This is a genomic window from Phormidesmis sp. 146-12 (assembly GCF_052939495.1).
On sequence record NZ_JBJPHS010000120.1, the window covers coordinates 1 to 17,208 of the forward strand.

Annotated in this window: 21 protein-coding genes; 20 read left to right on the forward strand and 1 reads right to left on the reverse strand. The window is 49.8% G+C overall.

Annotation, left to right across the window (positions count from 1 at the left end; genetic code table 11):
• From ACKFKF_RS29580 to ACKFKF_RS29600, 5 genes are all read left to right on the forward strand, one after another.
• Positions 1–1,295 (forward strand): PAS domain-containing sensor histidine kinase (locus tag ACKFKF_RS29580; protein WP_446870955.1); only part of this gene is annotated, 1,295 nt, incomplete at its 5' end.
• Between the two features lie 4 nt (positions 1,296–1,299).
• Positions 1,300–1,929, forward strand: coding sequence for a response regulator (locus ACKFKF_RS29585; protein WP_446870956.1), 630 nt, complete (start codon positions 1,300–1,302; stop codon positions 1,927–1,929).
• Between the two features lie 219 nt (positions 1,930–2,148).
• Entirely contained in the window at positions 2,149–2,835 is a 687-nt protein-coding gene (locus ACKFKF_RS29590; RefSeq protein ID WP_446870957.1) for a hydrolase, read from the forward strand.
• A gap of 540 nt (positions 2,836–3,375) precedes the next feature.
• Positions 3,376–3,588, forward strand: a complete 213-nt coding sequence (locus ACKFKF_RS29595; RefSeq protein ID WP_446870974.1) for a UBP-type zinc finger domain-containing protein — start codon at positions 3,376–3,378, stop codon at positions 3,586–3,588.
• A 59-nt stretch (positions 3,589–3,647) separates the two neighbouring features.
• Positions 3,648–4,595 (forward strand): DUF5996 family protein, encoded by a 948-nt coding sequence (locus ACKFKF_RS29600; protein ID WP_446870958.1) that lies wholly within the window; start codon positions 3,648–3,650, stop codon positions 4,593–4,595.
• A 41-nt stretch (positions 4,596–4,636) separates the two neighbouring features.
• Here ACKFKF_RS29600 and ACKFKF_RS29605 read toward each other — a convergent pair whose 3' ends face one another.
• A complete protein-coding gene (locus ACKFKF_RS29605; RefSeq protein ID WP_446870959.1) occupies positions 4,637–5,191 on the reverse strand; it encodes a PadR family transcriptional regulator in 555 nt (184 codons plus the stop codon).
• A gap of 124 nt (positions 5,192–5,315) precedes the next feature.
• Here ACKFKF_RS29605 and ACKFKF_RS29610 point away from each other — a divergent pair, with 124 nt between their 5' ends.
• The 15 genes from ACKFKF_RS29610 (at position 5,316) to ACKFKF_RS29680 (ending at position 17,057) form a co-directional block, all read left to right on the forward strand.
• Positions 5,316–6,209, forward strand: coding sequence for a pirin family protein (locus tag ACKFKF_RS29610; RefSeq protein WP_446870960.1), 894 nt, complete (start codon positions 5,316–5,318; stop codon positions 6,207–6,209).
• Complete coding sequence (locus tag ACKFKF_RS29615; RefSeq protein WP_446870961.1) at positions 6,202–6,642, forward strand: hypothetical protein; 441 nt, start codon at positions 6,202–6,204, stop codon at positions 6,640–6,642. The genes ACKFKF_RS29610 and ACKFKF_RS29615 overlap by 8 nt, the downstream gene beginning before the upstream one ends.
• 597 nt (positions 6,643–7,239) lie before the next feature.
• Positions 7,240–7,614, forward strand: a complete 375-nt coding sequence (locus ACKFKF_RS29620) for a peptidoglycan-binding domain-containing protein (RefSeq protein ID WP_446869714.1) — start codon at positions 7,240–7,242, stop codon at positions 7,612–7,614.
• Positions 7,615–7,741: 127 nt separating this feature from the next.
• Positions 7,742–8,299, forward strand: coding sequence for a DsbA family protein (locus tag ACKFKF_RS29625; RefSeq protein ID WP_446870963.1), 558 nt, complete (start codon positions 7,742–7,744; stop codon positions 8,297–8,299).
• A gap of 102 nt (positions 8,300–8,401) precedes the next feature.
• On the forward strand, positions 8,402–8,758 hold the full coding sequence (locus tag ACKFKF_RS29630; protein WP_446870964.1) for an AraC family transcriptional regulator: 357 nt from the start codon (positions 8,402–8,404) through the stop codon (positions 8,756–8,758).
• Positions 8,759–8,799: 41 nt separating this feature from the next.
• The gene (locus tag ACKFKF_RS29635) at positions 8,800–9,258 is read left to right on the forward strand and encodes a peptidoglycan-binding domain-containing protein (protein WP_446870965.1); all 459 of its coding nucleotides are present in this window, start codon (positions 8,800–8,802) and stop codon (positions 9,256–9,258) included.
• Positions 9,259–9,301: 43 nt separating this feature from the next.
• Positions 9,302–9,589 (forward strand): hypothetical protein, encoded by a 288-nt coding sequence (locus ACKFKF_RS29640; RefSeq protein WP_446870966.1) that lies wholly within the window; start codon positions 9,302–9,304, stop codon positions 9,587–9,589.
• A gap of 51 nt (positions 9,590–9,640) precedes the next feature.
• Complete coding sequence (locus ACKFKF_RS29645) at positions 9,641–10,585, forward strand: CPBP family intramembrane glutamic endopeptidase (RefSeq protein ID WP_446870967.1); 945 nt, start codon at positions 9,641–9,643, stop codon at positions 10,583–10,585.
• Positions 10,586–10,636: 51 nt separating this feature from the next.
• A complete protein-coding gene (locus ACKFKF_RS29650; RefSeq protein WP_446870968.1) occupies positions 10,637–11,362 on the forward strand; it encodes a CPBP family intramembrane glutamic endopeptidase in 726 nt (241 codons plus the stop codon).
• Positions 11,363–11,447: 85 nt separating this feature from the next.
• Positions 11,448–11,846: a RidA family protein gene (locus ACKFKF_RS29655; RefSeq protein WP_446861974.1), complete on the forward strand. Its 399-nt coding sequence runs from the start codon at positions 11,448–11,450 to the stop codon at positions 11,844–11,846.
• Between the two features lie 110 nt (positions 11,847–11,956).
• Positions 11,957–12,346: a nuclear transport factor 2 family protein gene (locus ACKFKF_RS29660; RefSeq protein ID WP_446861973.1), complete on the forward strand. Its 390-nt coding sequence runs from the start codon at positions 11,957–11,959 to the stop codon at positions 12,344–12,346.
• Between the two features lie 127 nt (positions 12,347–12,473).
• Positions 12,474–12,812, forward strand: a complete 339-nt coding sequence (locus ACKFKF_RS29665; RefSeq protein ID WP_446870969.1) for a hypothetical protein — start codon at positions 12,474–12,476, stop codon at positions 12,810–12,812.
• Between the two features lie 674 nt (positions 12,813–13,486).
• Positions 13,487–13,939 (forward strand): hypothetical protein, encoded by a 453-nt coding sequence (locus ACKFKF_RS29670; protein ID WP_446870971.1) that lies wholly within the window; start codon positions 13,487–13,489, stop codon positions 13,937–13,939.
• A gap of 6 nt (positions 13,940–13,945) precedes the next feature.
• On the forward strand, positions 13,946–16,174 hold the full coding sequence (locus ACKFKF_RS29675) for a prolyl oligopeptidase family serine peptidase (RefSeq protein ID WP_446870972.1): 2,229 nt from the start codon (positions 13,946–13,948) through the stop codon (positions 16,172–16,174).
• Positions 16,175–16,265: 91 nt separating this feature from the next.
• Complete coding sequence (locus ACKFKF_RS29680) at positions 16,266–17,057, forward strand: CPBP family intramembrane glutamic endopeptidase (protein WP_446870973.1); 792 nt, start codon at positions 16,266–16,268, stop codon at positions 17,055–17,057.
• The last annotated feature ends 151 nt before the right edge of the window (positions 17,058–17,208 follow it).

Below are 17,208 nucleotides of genomic sequence, written 5' to 3' on the forward strand. Positions count from 1 at the left end.
TCGGCATCTTCCGAACCCGCCTCTCGGATGGATTAGTGGTTGATGCCAATCAACGCTTTGCCCATCTGTTTGGCTTTGATTCACCAGAGGAGATGATTGGGCTGGAACACTCCATTGACTATTTTGTAAATCCCAGCGATCGCCAACAAGCCGTTGAGGTGATGAAGCGGGATGGGGAACTGCGAAGCTTTGAAGTACAGATGCGAAAACGAGATGGGACATTGTTCTGGGGACTTTCCTCTTCTTATTTGAATGCAGCCGATGGATACGTCGAAGGGGTGATTGCAGACATTAGCGATCGCAAACAAGCAGAAGTTGCGCTGCAAGCCTCTGAAGCAGAACTACGGGCGCTCTTTTCAGCCATTCCCGATCCGCTGTGCATCTTCACTGCTGAAGGGCAAGTGATCAGCGTAACCGAAGGGAATCCATCATACAGAGAGTTGTATAAAGAGGAACTTGTTGGCAAAACACTGCATCAACTCTTTGCTAAAGAACAAGCTGATGAATTACTGGGTTACATTCAGCAGGTGCTGAGAACCCAACAAGTCCTCACCGTTGAATACAGCCAGTGGCTATCTGGACGAGAAATCTGGTTTTCGGCTCGTATTGCCCCGATTCAGCACGAGCAGGTGATTTGGCTGGCGCGAAATATTATGCTGCAAAAGCAAGCAGAAGCAGCCTCGATTATCGAAGAACGCAACCGGATGGCACGCGAAATTCACGATACACTCGCCCAAGCGTTTACAGGTATTCTCGCTCAAGTAGGCGCGGCAAAACAGGTGCTAACGGATGATTTAGAGGTAACTGGGGCACACCTAGACTTGATCAAAGAATTGGCACGAACTGGACTGGTTGAAGCGCGGCGATCGGTCGTTGCGCTCCGTCCTCAGCTTTTGGAGGAAGGCAGTTTACAGAGCGCTCTCCATCGTCTCGTCGCTCAAATCAGAGCTGCCGCAATGGATACCACCTTGTATTACGAAATTGAGGGTACAGTGTATGCTCTACCGACTGAAATCGAGAATAACCTACTGCGGATCGGACAGGAAGCATTAACGAATGCGATTAGACACGCCCATGCTGACGAAATTCGAGTCGAGCTAATCTACGATCGCGATCGGGTTTGCTTGCGTGTGAAAGACAATGGACAGGGCTTTGGAGTGGGGAGTATTCCAGCCTCTGAGGGTTTTGGCTTACTTGGCATGAGCGAACGGGCAGAGCGCATCGGCGCACAACTCACGATTCGGAGCCAACCTGGACAAGGAACAGAGATGATTGTCACCGTCGATCGGGAGTAGCACGATGAGCCAAGCCACGACCATTCGAGTTCTGATTGCAGACGATCATGCTATTTTTCGGCAAGGATTAGCCACGATTATTAACCGTGACCCAGTGATGCAGGTGATTGCACAAGCTGAAAATGGAGAACAAGCGATCGCGCTATTTGAAGAACACAAACCGGATGTTACGCTCATGGATCTGCGAATGCCTGAAGTGGAAGGAGTTGCTGCCATCAGTGCAATTTGTGCGACTGCTAAATCTGCTCGAATTATTGTCCTGACCACGTATGATAGTGACGAAGATATCTATCGGGGATTGCAGGCAGGCGCAAAAGGATATCTGTTGAAAGAAACTGAACCGGACGAGTTGCTGAATGCCATTCGCACCGTTCATCGGGGTCAGAAGTATATTCCGCCCGATGTGGGAGCAAAGCTGGTACAGCGCCTCAGCAATCCAGAACTGAGTGAAAGAGAACTAGAAGTCCTCCGCTCACTGGCACAGGGGATGAATAATGCCGAGATTGCGGCGGCTTTGAGTATCGGCGAAGGCACGGTTAAATCTCATGTCAATCGGATTTTGAATAAGTTAGATGTCAGCGATCGCACCCAGGCGGTAATTGTTGCCGTTAAACGCGGCATTGTCAGTTTGTAGAGTTGTACTTTCGATCGACTTGGGATTCTAACTTAAGGTATAGATAGCTCTATACTTTGCGATCGCACGATTACTCTATCAATTTGTACTGTAAAAAATTTAACTTGTTGTAGACGACAGCTTCAAGGCGATCGCTTACATTAAATTTATGCAAAGTTGAGTCAAGGTCACACGCTAGGGACTGTCTGCAAAGTAAACATTGAATAAGAGCTTATAGCGATGTCTAAAAATCCAAAAATCGGACTAGAAGGACTGCTTCGTCCAGAAGATAGCATCCTGGTACTTATTGACCACCAGCCCTATCAGTTCACCAACTTGAACAGCCATGAACCGACCATGATCATTAACAATGTTATTGGTCTTGCTAAATTGGCAAAGGTGTTCAACGTACCCACAATCCTGACCACAGTAATTGAAGAGAGAGGGGGTTACATCATTAAGGGACTACAGGATGTTTTTCCTGATCAAAAACCGATCAACCGCACTTTCATCAATACCCGGGAAGATCCAAATGTGACAGATGTAGTGAAGAAAAGTGGCCGCAAGCAACTTATACTTGCTGCGCTTTGGACCGAGATCTGTCTTGCAATGCCAGCAATCCAGGCGCTTGGTGAAGGTTATGAAGTATTCATCGTTACCGATGCTTCGGGCGGTGTTACTGCGGAAGCTCATGACATGGCTGTTCGCCGCTTAGTTCAGGCGGGTGCAGTTCCAATCAACTGGATGGCTGTACTTGCTGAATGGCAACGTGACTGGGCACGTACAGAAACATCTGCGGGTGTATCAGAGATTCTTCTTGAGCATGGCGGTGCTAGTGGAGTCGCCCTTGCATGGGAACTTCAGCTCCTTGCAACAACCCCTCCAGTGACCTCGGAACCTCAGCTTCTTGCAACAACCCCCCAGTGACCTCAGGTGGACATTAATACTTGAGGTTTCCTCTACGGAACCAACAAATAAAATAGGAAGCAGCATTTTGAAAAAGATAAAATGCTGCCTCCCCCAGTGATGATCAGTCAAGGTCTGACAATCAATTGCTTTCAATGTGTGCGCGTCTGGTACAGAGAATGAGTTTTATTGGAGAAAGAATGAAACTTTCTGCTTTCTGCCAAGATTAGCGACGAGATTTTATGCCCGCCTGTAACCTTATCCTTTGCTGCCACATTAGATTTAGGTTGAATAGAACAACGAATAAGCGCTAGGTAAACGGGAGTATCCCAATTGTGCAAAATCTCGGACTGCCCTCATCCCCAGCCCTTCTCCCCAGGTAGAAGGGAGTCAGATCTCTTGTTCCCTCTCCTTGGGGAGAGGGTTAGGGTGAGGGCAGAAAGACTGTGCTACACAATTGGGATGCTCCCAGGTAAACACTTGCTTAATTGGAGCTATATGATTTGCAAACATCTCAACAATCTGGCTGCTGAAACCCTCATTTCTAAAGCAAACTATCCAATGTTTCGTTGTGAAGAATGCACACGGATCAATAGTCGATGGGTACACCTACGCATTTGCCAAACTTGTGGAAAGATGCTGTGTTGTGACTCTTCTGAGCATCAACATGCTCGCCGTCACTATGAGGCAACCGGACATCCGGTCGTTAGCTCGGCTGAATTGGGAGAACAGTGGTTATGGTGCTTTGTCGATAAGCAGGGAGAGGACTATTAAAGCGATTTTGATGTCATTTAGCGCTCTTCCAATATCTTCCCTTAAATGGAGGTCTTCTCATGGCAGTTTCTATTCAAAGTACGCCCACCGACAGCATTTGGCCCAGTTTGTCGCTAGCAGCATGGCAGGATACATATTCAACTGTCCATCGGTGGACACAGATTGTCGGTAAAATTCGCCTTGCACTCGCTCCCAATCTCAATCACTGGTGGCAATCTACCCTTTATGTCACGTCACGCGGACTAACAACCTCTGTCATCCCTTACGGCACCCGAACCTTTCAAATTAGCTTTGATTTCCTCGATCATCAAGTACAGATTGAAACTAGCGACGGCATTATCAAAAGAATTCCACTAACTTCACGCTCCGTTGCAAATTTCTACCAAAATGTGATGACTGCACTGAGCGAGATAGGGATTGAAGTCCGAATTTGGACAATGCCGCAAGAAATTGCAGAACCACTCCGGTTTGATCAAGATTATCAACATACTACTTATGACCCAGAGTATGCCCAGCGGTTCTGGCGAATCCTTGTGCAAGCGGATCGAGTCATGACCATGTTCCGTTCCCGGTTTATTGGTAAATCCAGTCCGGTGCATTTCTTCTGGGGAAGTTTTGATCTCGCTGTGACTCGGTTTTCTGGTCGTCGTGCGCCAGAGCATCCAGGGGGAGTACCAAATATGGCAGATTGGGTCACACGGGAAGCCTACTCGCACGAAGTTAGTAGTTGTGGCTTTTGGCCAGGGGGTGGGTCAGTTGTAGACCCTGTTTTTTATGCGTATGCTTACCCTGCGCCGGGGGGATTTCAGGATTACTTGATCGCACCCAAGGAAGCGTTTTACAGCTCAGAGATGCAAGAGTTTGTCCTGCCTTATGAAGCCGTTAGGCAGGCTAGCGACCCAGATGCGATGATTCTTGCTTTTTTTCAAAGCACCTATGAAGCAGCGGCAAATTTAGGACGTTGGGATCGAGATGCACTGGAGCATACCCCACGTCTACAGGGGTAGCCAATGCTTGAATTTCTGAAGCAGGAATTTACGTTGATTGGCTACGGATTGTTGCGGTCGCGCAGCGTGTTTGTAGCACGTATCGCCTTTTCCAACCAGTCTAAATAAGTCTGTTCCCGTTGCTTCACTAAGTCCAAAACCAGTCGATGCAGTTCTTGTTCACGCGATGCAGTCGGATTACCCAAAGATAGAGCCTCGATCGCCTCACACTGGGCTAGCTTTTCTTGCCGTGCTTCCAGTTCCTGCTCTAGCAGATACGCGATCGCCTCGTTAGGCAACTGAGCCGCAAAATAGAGTTGCACCAGCAGCGGCTCTCGCAACACGGGCAACGGATGATGCGTCTGAAGCCAGTGGGTTAACTCTGCTTCACCTGCTTCGGTAATCCGGTAAACCTTGCGGTTGGGGCGATCGTGCTGGATCTCAACAGTACAGGTAATCCACGCCTGTGACTCCAGTTTGTCTAAAGTCCGATAAATCTGTGCCTGATCTGCTGGCCACAGATGGGAAATGCAATCGTCAAAACACTTGGTTTTGAGGTCGTAGCCTGTCCGCTCCTGTTGTTGGAGCAGACCCAGAATCACATGGGCAAGAGACATAGGCGGTTTACCGAACGAATAGGGAGGACAAACCCGACCCATAGAATTTATATCCTTCTATGCTAATATATGACTAATCATATATGAGACAAGTTTTATAAACTGTTTGCCTGGAGGCAACTGTATGACAACTCAAACTCAAACACTCCGAACCGTTGCTGGAATCATTAATAGTGTAGAAACGCTTGAAGGAGGGGGCTTCCTGGTGCGTCGTCCCTTTCCCAAGAGTAGCTTTTCCGAGTTTGACCCCTTTCTCCTCCTCGATGAATTGGGTCCCGTGAATCAGAAGCCCGGTCAAGCAAAGGGCGCACCGGATCATCCCCATCGTGGTTTTGAAATCGTCAGCTACGTCCTGGATGGACGGCTGGAACACAAGGACTCGGTCGGTCATGCTGGACTGCTCAATCCCGGTGATGCCCAGTGGATGACCGCTGGGGCAGGCGTAGTACATTCCGAAATGCCAGAAGCTGAGTTTACTCGCACAGGTGGGCGCCTGCACGGCATTCAACTCTGGGTCAACTTGCCGCAGCGAGACAAGATGATTGCTCCTCGCTATCAGGAAATTCCATCAGCGCAGATTCCGGTGGCTCAAACCAAAGATGGGGCCGTGACGGTGCGCGTGATTGCGGGAGAAGCGTTGGGGGCGAAAGCGGTGATTGAAACCCGCACCCCGATTATCTACCTGCACTTCACGTTCCAACCGGGAGCCAGCATGGTTCAACCAGTACCGAAAGAGTACAACGCCTTTGCCTATATCCTCGATGGGTCTGGGTTGTTTGGCACTGAGCAGGAACGGGGTGAGGATGGGCAAATGGTGATTTTTGCACCGGATGGTGAGGAAGTGGCGATCGTCAATCCTGCGGATGCTACCCAACCCCTCGATCTACTGCTGATTGCTGGAGTGCCGCTGAATGAACCTGTGGTGCGCTATGGGCCTTTTGTGATGAACACTGAAGCCGAAATCCGGCAAGCGATCGACGATTACCGAAATGGGAGGATGGGACAGATTCATGCTTAACATGCTTCAACACTGCATTACCCAACATCAACTGCTGACCGATATCCGCATCAAGTTATTGCATTTGCATAAACTGTTGTTGGACACAGAGCGTATTCGCTACGAACAAGTGCGCGGACAGGTCTCTAAAGGTGAATTGCTGCAACTGGTGATCAATCACGATCAATTTGCCTGGTTGCATCGCCTTTCAGAATTGATTGTGCAAACTGATGAGTTAATCCACTCAGATGAGCCTGTCACCTCCAAGGCAGTTCCTTTGGAGTTGCGCGAAGCGCTAATCGCTGCTCTCATTGCTGATGTTCGGATTCTACTCACACCTGATGAAGCTGGAAATGACTTTGCTGTGAAGTATGATGCGGCGCTTCAACGCAACCCCGATGTGGTGTTAGCTCATGCTGATTTGGTCACACTGCTAGCGACTAAAAGCAACTAAAGTTCAACTATAAATTGAGCAGTTCGTCCAGATTCAATTGAGTCTGGACGAACTGCTTTTATGCATTGTATTTACCGAATCGTAAGCATTCGCGGCGTGTTCAGGTGGTTATTGATTTCCTAATTCAGCGATTTGGGAATCCGCCCGATTGGGAAAGAAACGTTTGACGGACGATACTGCCTACTCTGATAGTTAATCTACGAACTGATGTACTTCCTAAACGAATTAGGTGCGCCCGATTCTAACTTAAGTTATAGTCAGCCTTCTACTTTGCGATGGCAAGGCTACTCTATCCATCTGTACTGTAAAAGAGTTAACTCGCTATAGACGACAGATGGAAAGCGATCTCCTACATTAAATGTATGCAAACAAAGATGCAGTCAATGGATTGAGCAAGTGAATGGAGCAGAAATGGCAACCTTGTATCGTTGGTTCGAGAACGTGGGTTACGCAGCGAACTTTGCCTAACTTCAGCGCCTATTTCCTAGCCTAACCAACCTTGAATCTTATTTGCAGGATCACGATCAGGCAAATCATGCTCCTTGAGAGCCGTAAACCTGATCGGATTTTCAACCCTAACACAGTGGAGATAAATCTATGACTTCTACCCCCACAGCCACAGCGACAGACCCAATGCTACGCCAAGGCGATTCTGGTGCTGCTGTCACTGAGCTACAACAATTGCTGAATGCGAAGGGAGCAAACATTGCAGTTGATGGAGACTTTGGAGATGCGACTCGCGCCGCAGTGGTTAAGTTCCAGCAGCAGAATCGCATTGCTGTAGATGGCATCGTTGGCCCTCAAACTTGGCAAGCTCTTCGTCGAGGTGCGCCCATTCGACTGACTGATGCAGCCAATTACTACGAGCCATCGAACTACCCCTATCAAAAAACGGCATTTGAATGGTTGCAATCGCAACTCTCTAGTTCAGTGCTAGGGGAATTTGCTCGTCGCTGGCGAAACCTACGCTAACGCAGCAACCCCCGTTCTCAAAGTTATTCAACCCACGTTCAAATTGCTGACGCTGGGAATGCCCTAAATCATCAGGTTTTTCCCAGCTTTTATTGCCAGGTTCCATGTTTGATGCAGATGTAGAAAAATGAACGACGATCGTAGCCACAGTTCCTTACTTGTACCCCCGTCAACTCAAGATTGGATGCAAGGTGTGCTGAGCGCCAAGGTCGTGCTGGTGATGTATGGAGATTATCAAGACTCCAAAAGTGCAGAGGTTTACAAGCTGATTCAAGGGATCAAACGAGAGCTTAATGCTTCTTTTGAAGAAGATTATTTATGCTTTATCTTCCGTCATTTTCCGCAAATACAGATTCATCCTCATGCTCAACGAGCAGCCCAAGCAGCCATTGCCGCCGCCGCCCAGGGACAGTTTTGGTCAATGCACGACACTTTATTTGCTCATCAACAAAATTTGAAGAATGGTTATCTTATCGAGTACGCCAACGATTTAGGGCTTGATATCCCTCGATTTCTGAAAGACTTGTCTAAACAAGTGCATATCGATCGCATCAATGAAGATATCGAAGGCGGAATCCAGAGTGGAGTAACGACTGCTCCAGCCCTGTTTATCAGTGGAATTCGATATACCGGGCGCTGGAAAATCACAGAGTTGATGACCGCCATTGTTTCTGCAAGTTACTAAGCTCTATTTACATCTGACTTGTTTGTTCGTGCGAGTCAGCGATCGAATGCGCGATCGCTAGCTTTTGCCTGTTTTGTTGAACAAATTACCAATTTTTGAACCATGCTAGCAACGACAATACCAACCCTTGAATTCAAGCACAAAGGCTTAACGTGTACTCAATTGCAACAAGTCCTCGACTATATTCAGACTCACCTCGATCGAGACTTGTCGCTGGTCGAACTTGCAGAGACGCTGAATCTTAGCCCGACTTACTTTGCTAGTGCATTCAAACAAGCGATCGACATTTCTCCACACCAGTATGTGATTCAACAGCGGGTGGAACAAGCGAAATCGATGCTGTCGAAAACGGATTTAGCGATCGTAGACATCGCTTTACAAGTTGGCTTCTCCAGTCAAAGCCATCTGACGCAACAGTTCAAGCGCATTACTGGAATGACTCCAAAACAGGTTCGCTAACACGATAAGAATCATTCATAGCGACAAACAGGAGAATGATGATGAAATCGACTACAACACGACGATCAATTTCCAGAATTACCGCAATACTGACTAAAACTACTCTGTCAATCGCCGTCATAACGGGAATATCTGGGATTTTGCGAATGCATCCGGCGATCGCCACTCCTCCACCTCAGCCCTCTCCGATGCTGGTCGCTACTGCCTACACGGATATCACATTGCCAACTTTGAGACGGGGCGATCGGGGTAGAAGAGTGCAAATGTTGCAGCAAATTCTCTCGGATAATGGGTTCTTACATGCCGCCGGAGTCAGGTTGGGAAATCCCAGTGGTGCCGCTGTCGATGGTGTATTTGGTTCGATTACACAGGCTGCGGTGAGAGATTTACAACGACGCTACAACATCTCCGTCACAGGACAGGTCAACCCTGTGACTTGGGAAGTGCTGGATATGCGGGAGAATCCCTATCGATCGCCGCTCCCCTGGAAATCCTATTAATCACTCAGAAAAACTTCCGAAGAAACTCATGAGGAAACTTCTAATGAACAAGATTCTGTCCAGACTTCAACAATCCCCACGAGTCATCTCAGCAACAATCCTACTCAGCCTATTGTTGCTGTTCAGTTTTCCATCCCTGGCTCAAATTAGTCCACAAGTGATTCCCAGAATCGAAATGATTGAAAGTTCTGAAGGAATTCCACCCGCCTACCGTTTAGTCATTAGCCGACCTCAGGACATTGTGTATGCTTTCTGTCCTACGAATTTTGAGCCTGAGTTGAACTATCTACGAAATGTGAAAGTAATTCAGTGTAAGCGTTCTCCCAGGTAACTAGCGGTCAGATCCAAGCACTACATCCACGCACGAGTCAAGGAGACAAAGATGAAGTTTAAAGCAATCAAAGGACATCAGGGAAGCGGAACGGAAGTGAAAGACGCGACTTACGTGGAGGCTGCCCGGTGGGGTAAGTATCGGGGGTGGCGGTATGTTCTGGGGCTGGTGATCATCCTCTTTGCGTGGCTGGTGGTCGGCAGCGTCGGCAGCGCGCTCGTCGCGTTCGCGCTTGACGGTAGAGAGGATTCCGTGGGGAGTTTCCTGGTGATCATGGCGAGTTTTCCGTTCTTCCTCGCGGGAATCCTCATCGCCGTCTCTCTCGTCCACCGCCGCCCCCTCCGGACGCTGATCACGGCGCGGGAGAAGATCAACTGGCATCGTGTCGGTCACGGGTTTGTGGCGTGGTTCGTGCCAATCTGCCTGATCGGTGTGCTGGGACAGTACTTCTTCTATCCCGACACCTTCTCCTTCAACTCCGACCTTGTGACGTTCGCGCTCTTCGTCCCGATCTCACTGGTTCTCACCGCGATCCAGACCACCACCGAGGAGCTTTTCTTTCGCGGATACATCGTGCAGGGCGCGAGCGTTGTTTGGTCCAACCGCGTGTTTCTGGCGATCGTGCCAGCCATAATCTTCACCCTGCCGCATCTCCTCAACCCGGAGGCGATCGCGGGCGGCTGGCTCACGGTCTTTTCCAACTACTTCCTCGTTCCGGGTCTGCTGTGGACCGTAGTCTCGTTGATTGACGGAACCACCGAGCTTGCCATCGGCGTACACTTCGCGAACAACATCGTCGGCTTCCTCCTGTTCAATGCAGCCGGAACCGCCGTGACCACGCCAGCTCTGTTCACCGTCAGCGAGTTCCACGCGACCTACGTGGCGCTATCGGTGCTGGTTGCAATCCCCGTATTCCTGGCGATCGCCTACAAGGTGTTCAAACGCGACGAGGTATCCGAACCCGTTTCCCAGAGCGATCGGATTGGTCGTCGGTGATCTCATCAGTTCGTAAAACCACAAGCAAATTTACCAAAAGACTTCATCATCATGTCTAAAGTTACTTCTAACCATCTACAGGAGCCAGGAAAGACCACCGCCGCAACAAACACAGTCTCCCGTCCGGGCTGGCTCGAAATCGTTGTCGGTCTCGTCGTTTACGCGATCGTTGCGTTCGTCGGTGTCTCGCAACTTAAGCGAATTGGTCTCGACCCCGCAGTCTACGGTCTGATCTTGACTTCATGGACGGGTGTCGCCACCCTAATTGCGTTTGCTGTGGCTGCGCGGCTGCGGATTCCTTCCCTGAGCGCCTTCGGTGTGCGCCGCACCTCTGTTCGCTGGCTCCTGATCGGGGTCGGAGTCGGAGTGGTCGCCTTCGTGCTCAGGGGTTTGGCAGTCTTAGCTTGGATTCGGATCACTGGGGACACGAACAATATCCAGGATGTTTACGTAGATGGCAGTCGAGGCGGGTTGCTGTCTCTGGTTTTAAGCACGGTGTTCATCGCGGTCTTCTCACCCCTCGGCGAGGAACTGCTCTATCGCGGCATCATCACCAACGCGCTGCTGCGCTACGGACCGTTCGTTGGGGTCGTGGGCAGCACTGTGATCTTCGCCCTTATGCATGGGATCAACACCACCTTCCCCGCAGCAGTGGTAGCGGGTCTCGCCACCGCCGAGGTCTTCCGCCGCAGTGGATCGATCTGGTCCGGTCTCGTCGTCCACGTCGTTCTCAACCTGCCCTCGTTTCTAATCATGGTGTTCACCAGCACAGGCTGACCTGGCACCTCCTCAAGTCAATCAGATCTTGCAAGCTGCCTCAGCAGTGCGAGATAGAGTCAAACGTACTAAACAAAGGAACATAATGAATCAGCCCGAATTTTTTGTCACCCCCGGCTATGGGGAACGCCTGAATGAATTGCATTACTCGCAAGCGGTAAAAATTGGCGATCGCGTGGAGACATCAGGCCAAGGCGGGGTGGATGACAATCTGCAAATTCCCGAATCGCTTGCGGATGAGATTGCTCAGGCGTTTCGGAACGTAGAACGAACCTTGGCGACTGCTGGTGCGGGTTGGGAGCATGTTGTCCACATCAATTCTTACCATGTTGGCGGGTTTCCCCCAGAGGTTAACGATGTGATGGTCAAGCTATTTCGTCATTACATGCCCAACCATGCCCCCATTTGGACAGAGGTAGGAGTTGCAGTTCTTGCACTGCCAACGATGCGGATTGAAATCCGCGTTACTGCAATTATTCCGTGAGTTTTGCATAAGCGGCAACAGGGTCATTTGGCAACTACGCTGACGAGAAGGCCGCGGCGATCGGAAAACCGCTCCATTAAAGCATTCACTTGAACAGAGGAGAGATGCAAATGTTAGGCAAAAATAAAGCAATCTTAGAAGAGGCAAACGCGGCGATCGCTGAAGGCAGCAATGAAGGATTTTTGTCATTCTGCGCCGACGATGTGGAATGGATATTTGTAGGCGACAAAACCCTTAAAGGGAAAGAAGCCGTTCGCCAATGGATGGCAACGACATACGTAGAGCCGCCAAAGTTTATGGTTGCCAACTTAATCGCTGAGGGTGATTTTGTTACGGCACTCGGCGACATCACAGGCGACATTACAATGAAGGACGAGGACAGGAAGGCGGCTCATTACTCGTACTGCGACATCTGGCGCTTTCGCGGCAGCAAGATTGTCGAATTAAGGGCTTTCGTTATCAAAACCGAGGTCAAGGATGAAATCAGTAGCGCGGCGTAGCAAACTCGATTGCGCCTTCAACAATGCTTGATCAACTCTCTTTTCAAATCATTGCACGAACAATCAATTGAGCACTTTGACAAAATCATGTCAGTTAACGTGCGCGGACTGTTCTTGTAAATGAAATATGAATTCAATAAATGATAGTCAACTCTACAGTTTTAAGGTGGTGAATAAAATGATTCAGTGCAAAGATTTTGCGCCTCGGATTACTGAACGGGAACCCTTCGGCGGAGCTGCCGAGTATGAATCCTTCTTTGAGGTTGTGAGTGCTGTCAATCAGTGGATCGAAAGTACAACGATACAGATGATCAATGTTGAGACCTTTGTTTTACGCGATCGCATCGAAGGCACAAGTGATGGGGTCTACGGAGTGACGACCAGCAATGGTTTCTACCCAGTGATGATCAGTCAAGGCATTACAATCAACTGCTTTCAATGTGTGCGCGTCTGGTACAGAGAATAAGCTTCATCGGAAATAGTAGGAGTGAACTTTAGACTTGCGTTTTCGGGTTCTCGTCAAACTAAGCGAATCTCAAATGAAACGATTTACCTTGTTTACTTTCTTGTATCTCGCGCTGGGAGTTTGTCTGACCGCGAACACTGCGTAAAGCGAAGCTACCGCGCTTGGATATCCGAATCTGCCTTCGAGTCTTCAAACCAGCTTGTTCATCAATGCGGGAGCATCCTACCTCGTTTGTCTCCTCAGTACCTTCCCATTTTGGCCGGAGACGACGATCCGTTTCTATCGCAGCCGCAATTCAGCGGTCATTCTACCCTGGTTGGTGATTGGGGTGAACATTGTTTATTCAGAGTCAGAACTGGACGATGGAAGCCATTCTACGAGCGTTTTCGAGGCTATTAGTGGTCTTAGTGTTTGCAGAAATCATTGTGATTACATGGCGAGTGAATTCTGAACATTCATAGCTAAATCGGATGATACTGAAACGAACTTGCTCTTCACCATAAGAATCTGGAAGAAATCAAGGATTGGAACTCAGTACACTTCAGATCAACACAACGCGATCGACTCTCCCTTCAAACGACTGCACCAACAATCGATCGCGCACATTGACCTAGCTTTACTGCAACTGAAATGAACGATCGCACATGAGGACTTTTCAACACAGAGGAATGAATATGAAGACTTGGATTTCGATGCTGCTAATTTTAGCAAGCGTGAGCTTGTTCGGGTGCGACGATCGCAAATCGAAAGAACAATTGAATAGCACAATGAACAGTTGGATTGGTCGAGATATCAATGAGTTTGTTCGCAAATATGGTACACCCACGACAACGCTCACGTTACCCAATGGGAACACCATCTATTCCTACAAAACGGATCGAGAACAGTCGTTTAAGCAGCCGATCTCTGTGAATGAGTCTCGGAACCGTCGAGGCGAGAGAAATACGGTGATTACCGGAGGCAACACGATTGTCGATCGTGATTTCTGTGAGATTGATGTCGAGTTCGATCGCTCTAGAGAAATTCGATCCTGGCGCTATGAGGGTGATTCTCCCAAACATTGCAAAATCAAAAATCTGCCAAAACCGCTCCAGAAGCAACTACAACAAGACGGCATTCTTCCGTAGGTCACTATGTTCAACACTGCAAAATCACGACGAGAAGGACTGAAATTCAACCGCTTTGGATTTCGACTCCCATTGCAAAAGAGACCGCTGCGCCGTGCAGCCCTTTTCGCTCTCGCGCTACTCTTTACCACCCATTTCGCCTCCGCTTGCACGGAGTCCACAGCAATGATGCCTACTACAATCACCTATCCTGAAACCAAGCGAGTTGATGTTGTCGAAAAGCTTTTTGGACAGACGATCGCTGACCCCTATCGCTGGCTAGAAAACGATGTCCGCAACGATAAGGAAGTCGCCGCCTGGGTCGAATCGCAGAACAAAGTCACCAACGATTATCTCGATAAGCTACCGGGTCGAGATATCTTCAAGGATCGACTGAAGCAGTTGTACAACTATGAGCGGTTCTCTATTCCGGTCAAAAAGGGTGGACAGTATTTCTACCTCCATAATTCCGGACTTCAGAGCCAACAGGTTCTCTATGTCCGCGACAGCGTGGATGGCGCAGGGCGCGTCCTGATCGATCCCAATACCTGGGCAAAGGATGGGGCGATCGCACTTGCCGAGTGGTCAGCTTCCGACGACGGTAAGCGCGTGGCTTATGCGGTGCAGGATGGCGGCACGGACTGGCGCACGATTCGGGTGCTGGACGTAAACACGGGCAAGGTACTCAACGATGAAGTGAAATGGGCAAGGTTCACCAACATCTCATGGACTAAGGATGGGTCTGGCTTTTTCTACAGCCGTTATCCTGAGCCGAAGCAGGGCACCGAATCGCAAGCGAGCGTAGCCAACCATGCCGTCTATTTTCACGCGATCGACACCCCCCAGGCACAAGATCGACTGGTCTATACAAACCCGGATCAGCCGAATATGCTGCATTCTTTGGGCATCACCGAAGATGGGCGTTACGTCGCGATCGTTTCCACGCCCGTTTCAATCGGCAACACACTGACCCTGGTGGATCTCCAGAGCGCCGACTGGAAACTCCACAAGCTGGTCGATAATCTTGATGATTCATGGCTGCTCGTCGGCAATGTGGGGACAAAGTTCTTCCTCATGACTAGCCAGGACGCGCCGCGCTCCAAGGTGGTGACGATGGACATCGCCGCTGCCGACCCAGTAATCCGGGATGTGGTGCCAGAGCAGAATTCGGTTCTGCTCAATGCGTCGCTGGTCGCTGGACGGTTACTGATCTCTTACATGGCTGACGTGAAGACGGAAGTTCGACGCTACACGCTAGATGGCAAGGCTGATGGTATGGTGAAACTGCCGGGTATCGGCACCGCTGGCGGTTTTAAGGGCGACCAGAGCGATCCAGAAACCTTCTTCGTCTTCACCAGCTTCAACACTCCGGGCGTGATCTATCGATACGATGTCGCCAGCAACACGGCGCGGGTGTGGGCACAACCCAAGGTAGCGATCGATCTCAACCGGATCGCGATCGAACAGCGGTTCTACACCTCGAAGGATGGCACCCGTGTCCCGATGTTCATTGTTCGGCGCAAGGATGTTACCAGTTCGGCACCGACCATACTCTATGCCTATGGAGGCTATGGAATCCCCCTGGTTCCCGCTTTCTCGCCGGATCTTCTGGGGTGGGTCGAACAGGGCGGGGTGTATGCTGTTGCTAACATTCGCGGCGGCTCCGAATATGGCAAGGCATGGCACGAAGCGGGTCGTCGTCAGAACAAGCAGAACGTCTTCGACGATTTCATCGCAGCGGGCGAGTATCTGAAGGCGCAGAGCATCACGCCCCACAACGGCTTGGCGATTCAGGGCGGATCGAATGGCGGACTCCTGATTGGCGCAGTGGTCAATCAGCGACCGGATCTGTTTGCCGCCGCACTGCCCCAGGTCAGTGTCATGGACATGCTCCGCTTCGACCAGTTCACGAGCGGGAAAACGTGGGTAGACGAGTTTGGGTCTCCAGCACAGGAAGCGGATTTCCGTAACCTCTTGAACTATTCGCCTTATCACAACATCCAGTCTGGCAAGGACTATCCCGCGATCCTTGCCACCACTGCCGACACGGACGATCGCGTGGTGCCGGGACACACCTTCAAATACGTCGCCGCGCTTCAGGCAGCGGAGATTGGAGACAAGCCCCACCTTGCCCGCATTGAGACGCGCGCAGGACATGGAGCAGGCAAGCCCATCGACAAGATTATCGAGGAAACGGCAGATATGTGGGCTTTTGCGGCTCACTGGACGGGGTTGAATGTCGGGGCTGGGAAATAAACGGGCATGAAGTAACGCAGAAGATCAACCTGCGGTCTGAAAATCGATTTCGTGTCTACCCAGTATTCTGATGTCTCTGGAGATTGAATCAATGGCAGTTTTGAAACAATTTGGGATTCTATTTGTGTTGGGCAGTGCGGGAATTGCGATGTTTACAATTACGTCGGTTCCATTAGTTGAGCAACAGTTGGCAAAACTGTCTCCAGAACTACTGGCAAAAGTTCTGCCACTGTGGGTTTTAATGCTGCTGCAAGCACTACAGTATACAGTTCCACTGGCAATCAGCATTCTGATCGGAATTGGCTGTGCCTATCGCGTTGGATTACGCTCACATTTGATTGACTACTGGGTACTTCATACCCCTAAGATTCCATCTTCTGTCATTGAGATGAAATGGAGCTTGGGTGTGGGTGCAGCGACAACGATCATTCTCCTGTTGCTCGATCAGTTCATGAAACCTGCTCTACCTGAAGCGCTACAGGCATCCCATCACACAGAGCCGAATTGGCTAAGTTCGCTTACAGCAATGCTTTATGGCGGCATCACTGAGGAAATTCTGATGCGCTGGGGCTTAATGTCGCTGCTTGTTTGGATAGCGTGGAAGGTGTTAAAACAGGGCATTACGTTGCCAAGCCAAGGGATTTACCAGGGTGCGATCGTTCTAGCCGCGTTGGTATTTGGACTTTTACACCTGCCCGCAACTGCCGCGATCGTTCCACTCACTCCGCTTGTGATTATTCGGGCGATATTACTCAATGGGATTGCTGGCATTGCTTTTGGTTGGCTCTTTTGGCAATACTCGCTTGAGGCTGCGATGTTATCCCACGTCAGCTTTCATGCCTTTTCCTTTGCTCTCAGTTTTTTGCTGGCAAGATTTGTCTAAGCTTTTCTCTAAAGCGATTTCATCAGCAAACTCGATTGTGCCTTTAACAGTGCTGGAATCGATCTTGTTGTTACACCACTGCATGAACAAGCGATCGCTCAGATCTTGCACCATTCTCAAGAAGGGGTTGCCAAATCGCCAGAAATCTGAA

Coding starts and splice junctions, on each gene's coding strand:
- ACKFKF_RS29665 (WP_446870969.1), top strand. CDS start 12,474: ATGAATTCAATAAATGATAGTCAACTCTACAGTTTTAAGGTGGTGAAT.
- ACKFKF_RS29610 (WP_446870960.1), top strand. CDS start 5,316: ATGACAACTCAAACTCAAACACTCCGAACCGTTGCTGGAATCATTAAT.
- ACKFKF_RS29630 (WP_446870964.1), top strand. CDS start 8,402: ATGCTAGCAACGACAATACCAACCCTTGAATTCAAGCACAAAGGCTTA.
- ACKFKF_RS29680 (WP_446870973.1), top strand. CDS start 16,266: ATGGCAGTTTTGAAACAATTTGGGATTCTATTTGTGTTGGGCAGTGCG.
- ACKFKF_RS29640 (WP_446870966.1), top strand. CDS start 9,302: ATGAACAAGATTCTGTCCAGACTTCAACAATCCCCACGAGTCATCTCA.
- ACKFKF_RS29670 (WP_446870971.1), top strand. CDS start 13,487: ATGAAGACTTGGATTTCGATGCTGCTAATTTTAGCAAGCGTGAGCTTG.
- ACKFKF_RS29595 (WP_446870974.1), top strand. CDS start 3,376: ATGTTTCGTTGTGAAGAATGCACACGGATCAATAGTCGATGGGTACAC.
- ACKFKF_RS29620 (WP_446869714.1), top strand. CDS start 7,240: ATGACTTCTACCCCCACAGCCACAGCGACAGACCCAATGCTACGCCAA.
- ACKFKF_RS29660 (WP_446861973.1), top strand. CDS start 11,957: ATGTTAGGCAAAAATAAAGCAATCTTAGAAGAGGCAAACGCGGCGATC.
- ACKFKF_RS29585 (WP_446870956.1), top strand. CDS start 1,300: ATGAGCCAAGCCACGACCATTCGAGTTCTGATTGCAGACGATCATGCT.
- ACKFKF_RS29605 (WP_446870959.1), bottom strand. CDS start 5,191: ATGTCTCTTGCCCATGTGATTCTGGGTCTGCTCCAACAACAGGAGCGG.
- ACKFKF_RS29625 (WP_446870963.1), top strand. CDS start 7,742: ATGAACGACGATCGTAGCCACAGTTCCTTACTTGTACCCCCGTCAACT.
- ACKFKF_RS29675 (WP_446870972.1), top strand. CDS start 13,946: ATGTTCAACACTGCAAAATCACGACGAGAAGGACTGAAATTCAACCGC.
- ACKFKF_RS29655 (WP_446861974.1), top strand. CDS start 11,448: ATGAATCAGCCCGAATTTTTTGTCACCCCCGGCTATGGGGAACGCCTG.
- ACKFKF_RS29600 (WP_446870958.1), top strand. CDS start 3,648: ATGGCAGTTTCTATTCAAAGTACGCCCACCGACAGCATTTGGCCCAGT.
- ACKFKF_RS29645 (WP_446870967.1), top strand. CDS start 9,641: ATGAAGTTTAAAGCAATCAAAGGACATCAGGGAAGCGGAACGGAAGTG.
- ACKFKF_RS29635 (WP_446870965.1), top strand. CDS start 8,800: ATGAAATCGACTACAACACGACGATCAATTTCCAGAATTACCGCAATA.
- ACKFKF_RS29615 (WP_446870961.1), top strand. CDS start 6,202: ATGCTTAACATGCTTCAACACTGCATTACCCAACATCAACTGCTGACC.
- ACKFKF_RS29590 (WP_446870957.1), top strand. CDS start 2,149: ATGTCTAAAAATCCAAAAATCGGACTAGAAGGACTGCTTCGTCCAGAA.
- ACKFKF_RS29650 (WP_446870968.1), top strand. CDS start 10,637: ATGTCTAAAGTTACTTCTAACCATCTACAGGAGCCAGGAAAGACCACC.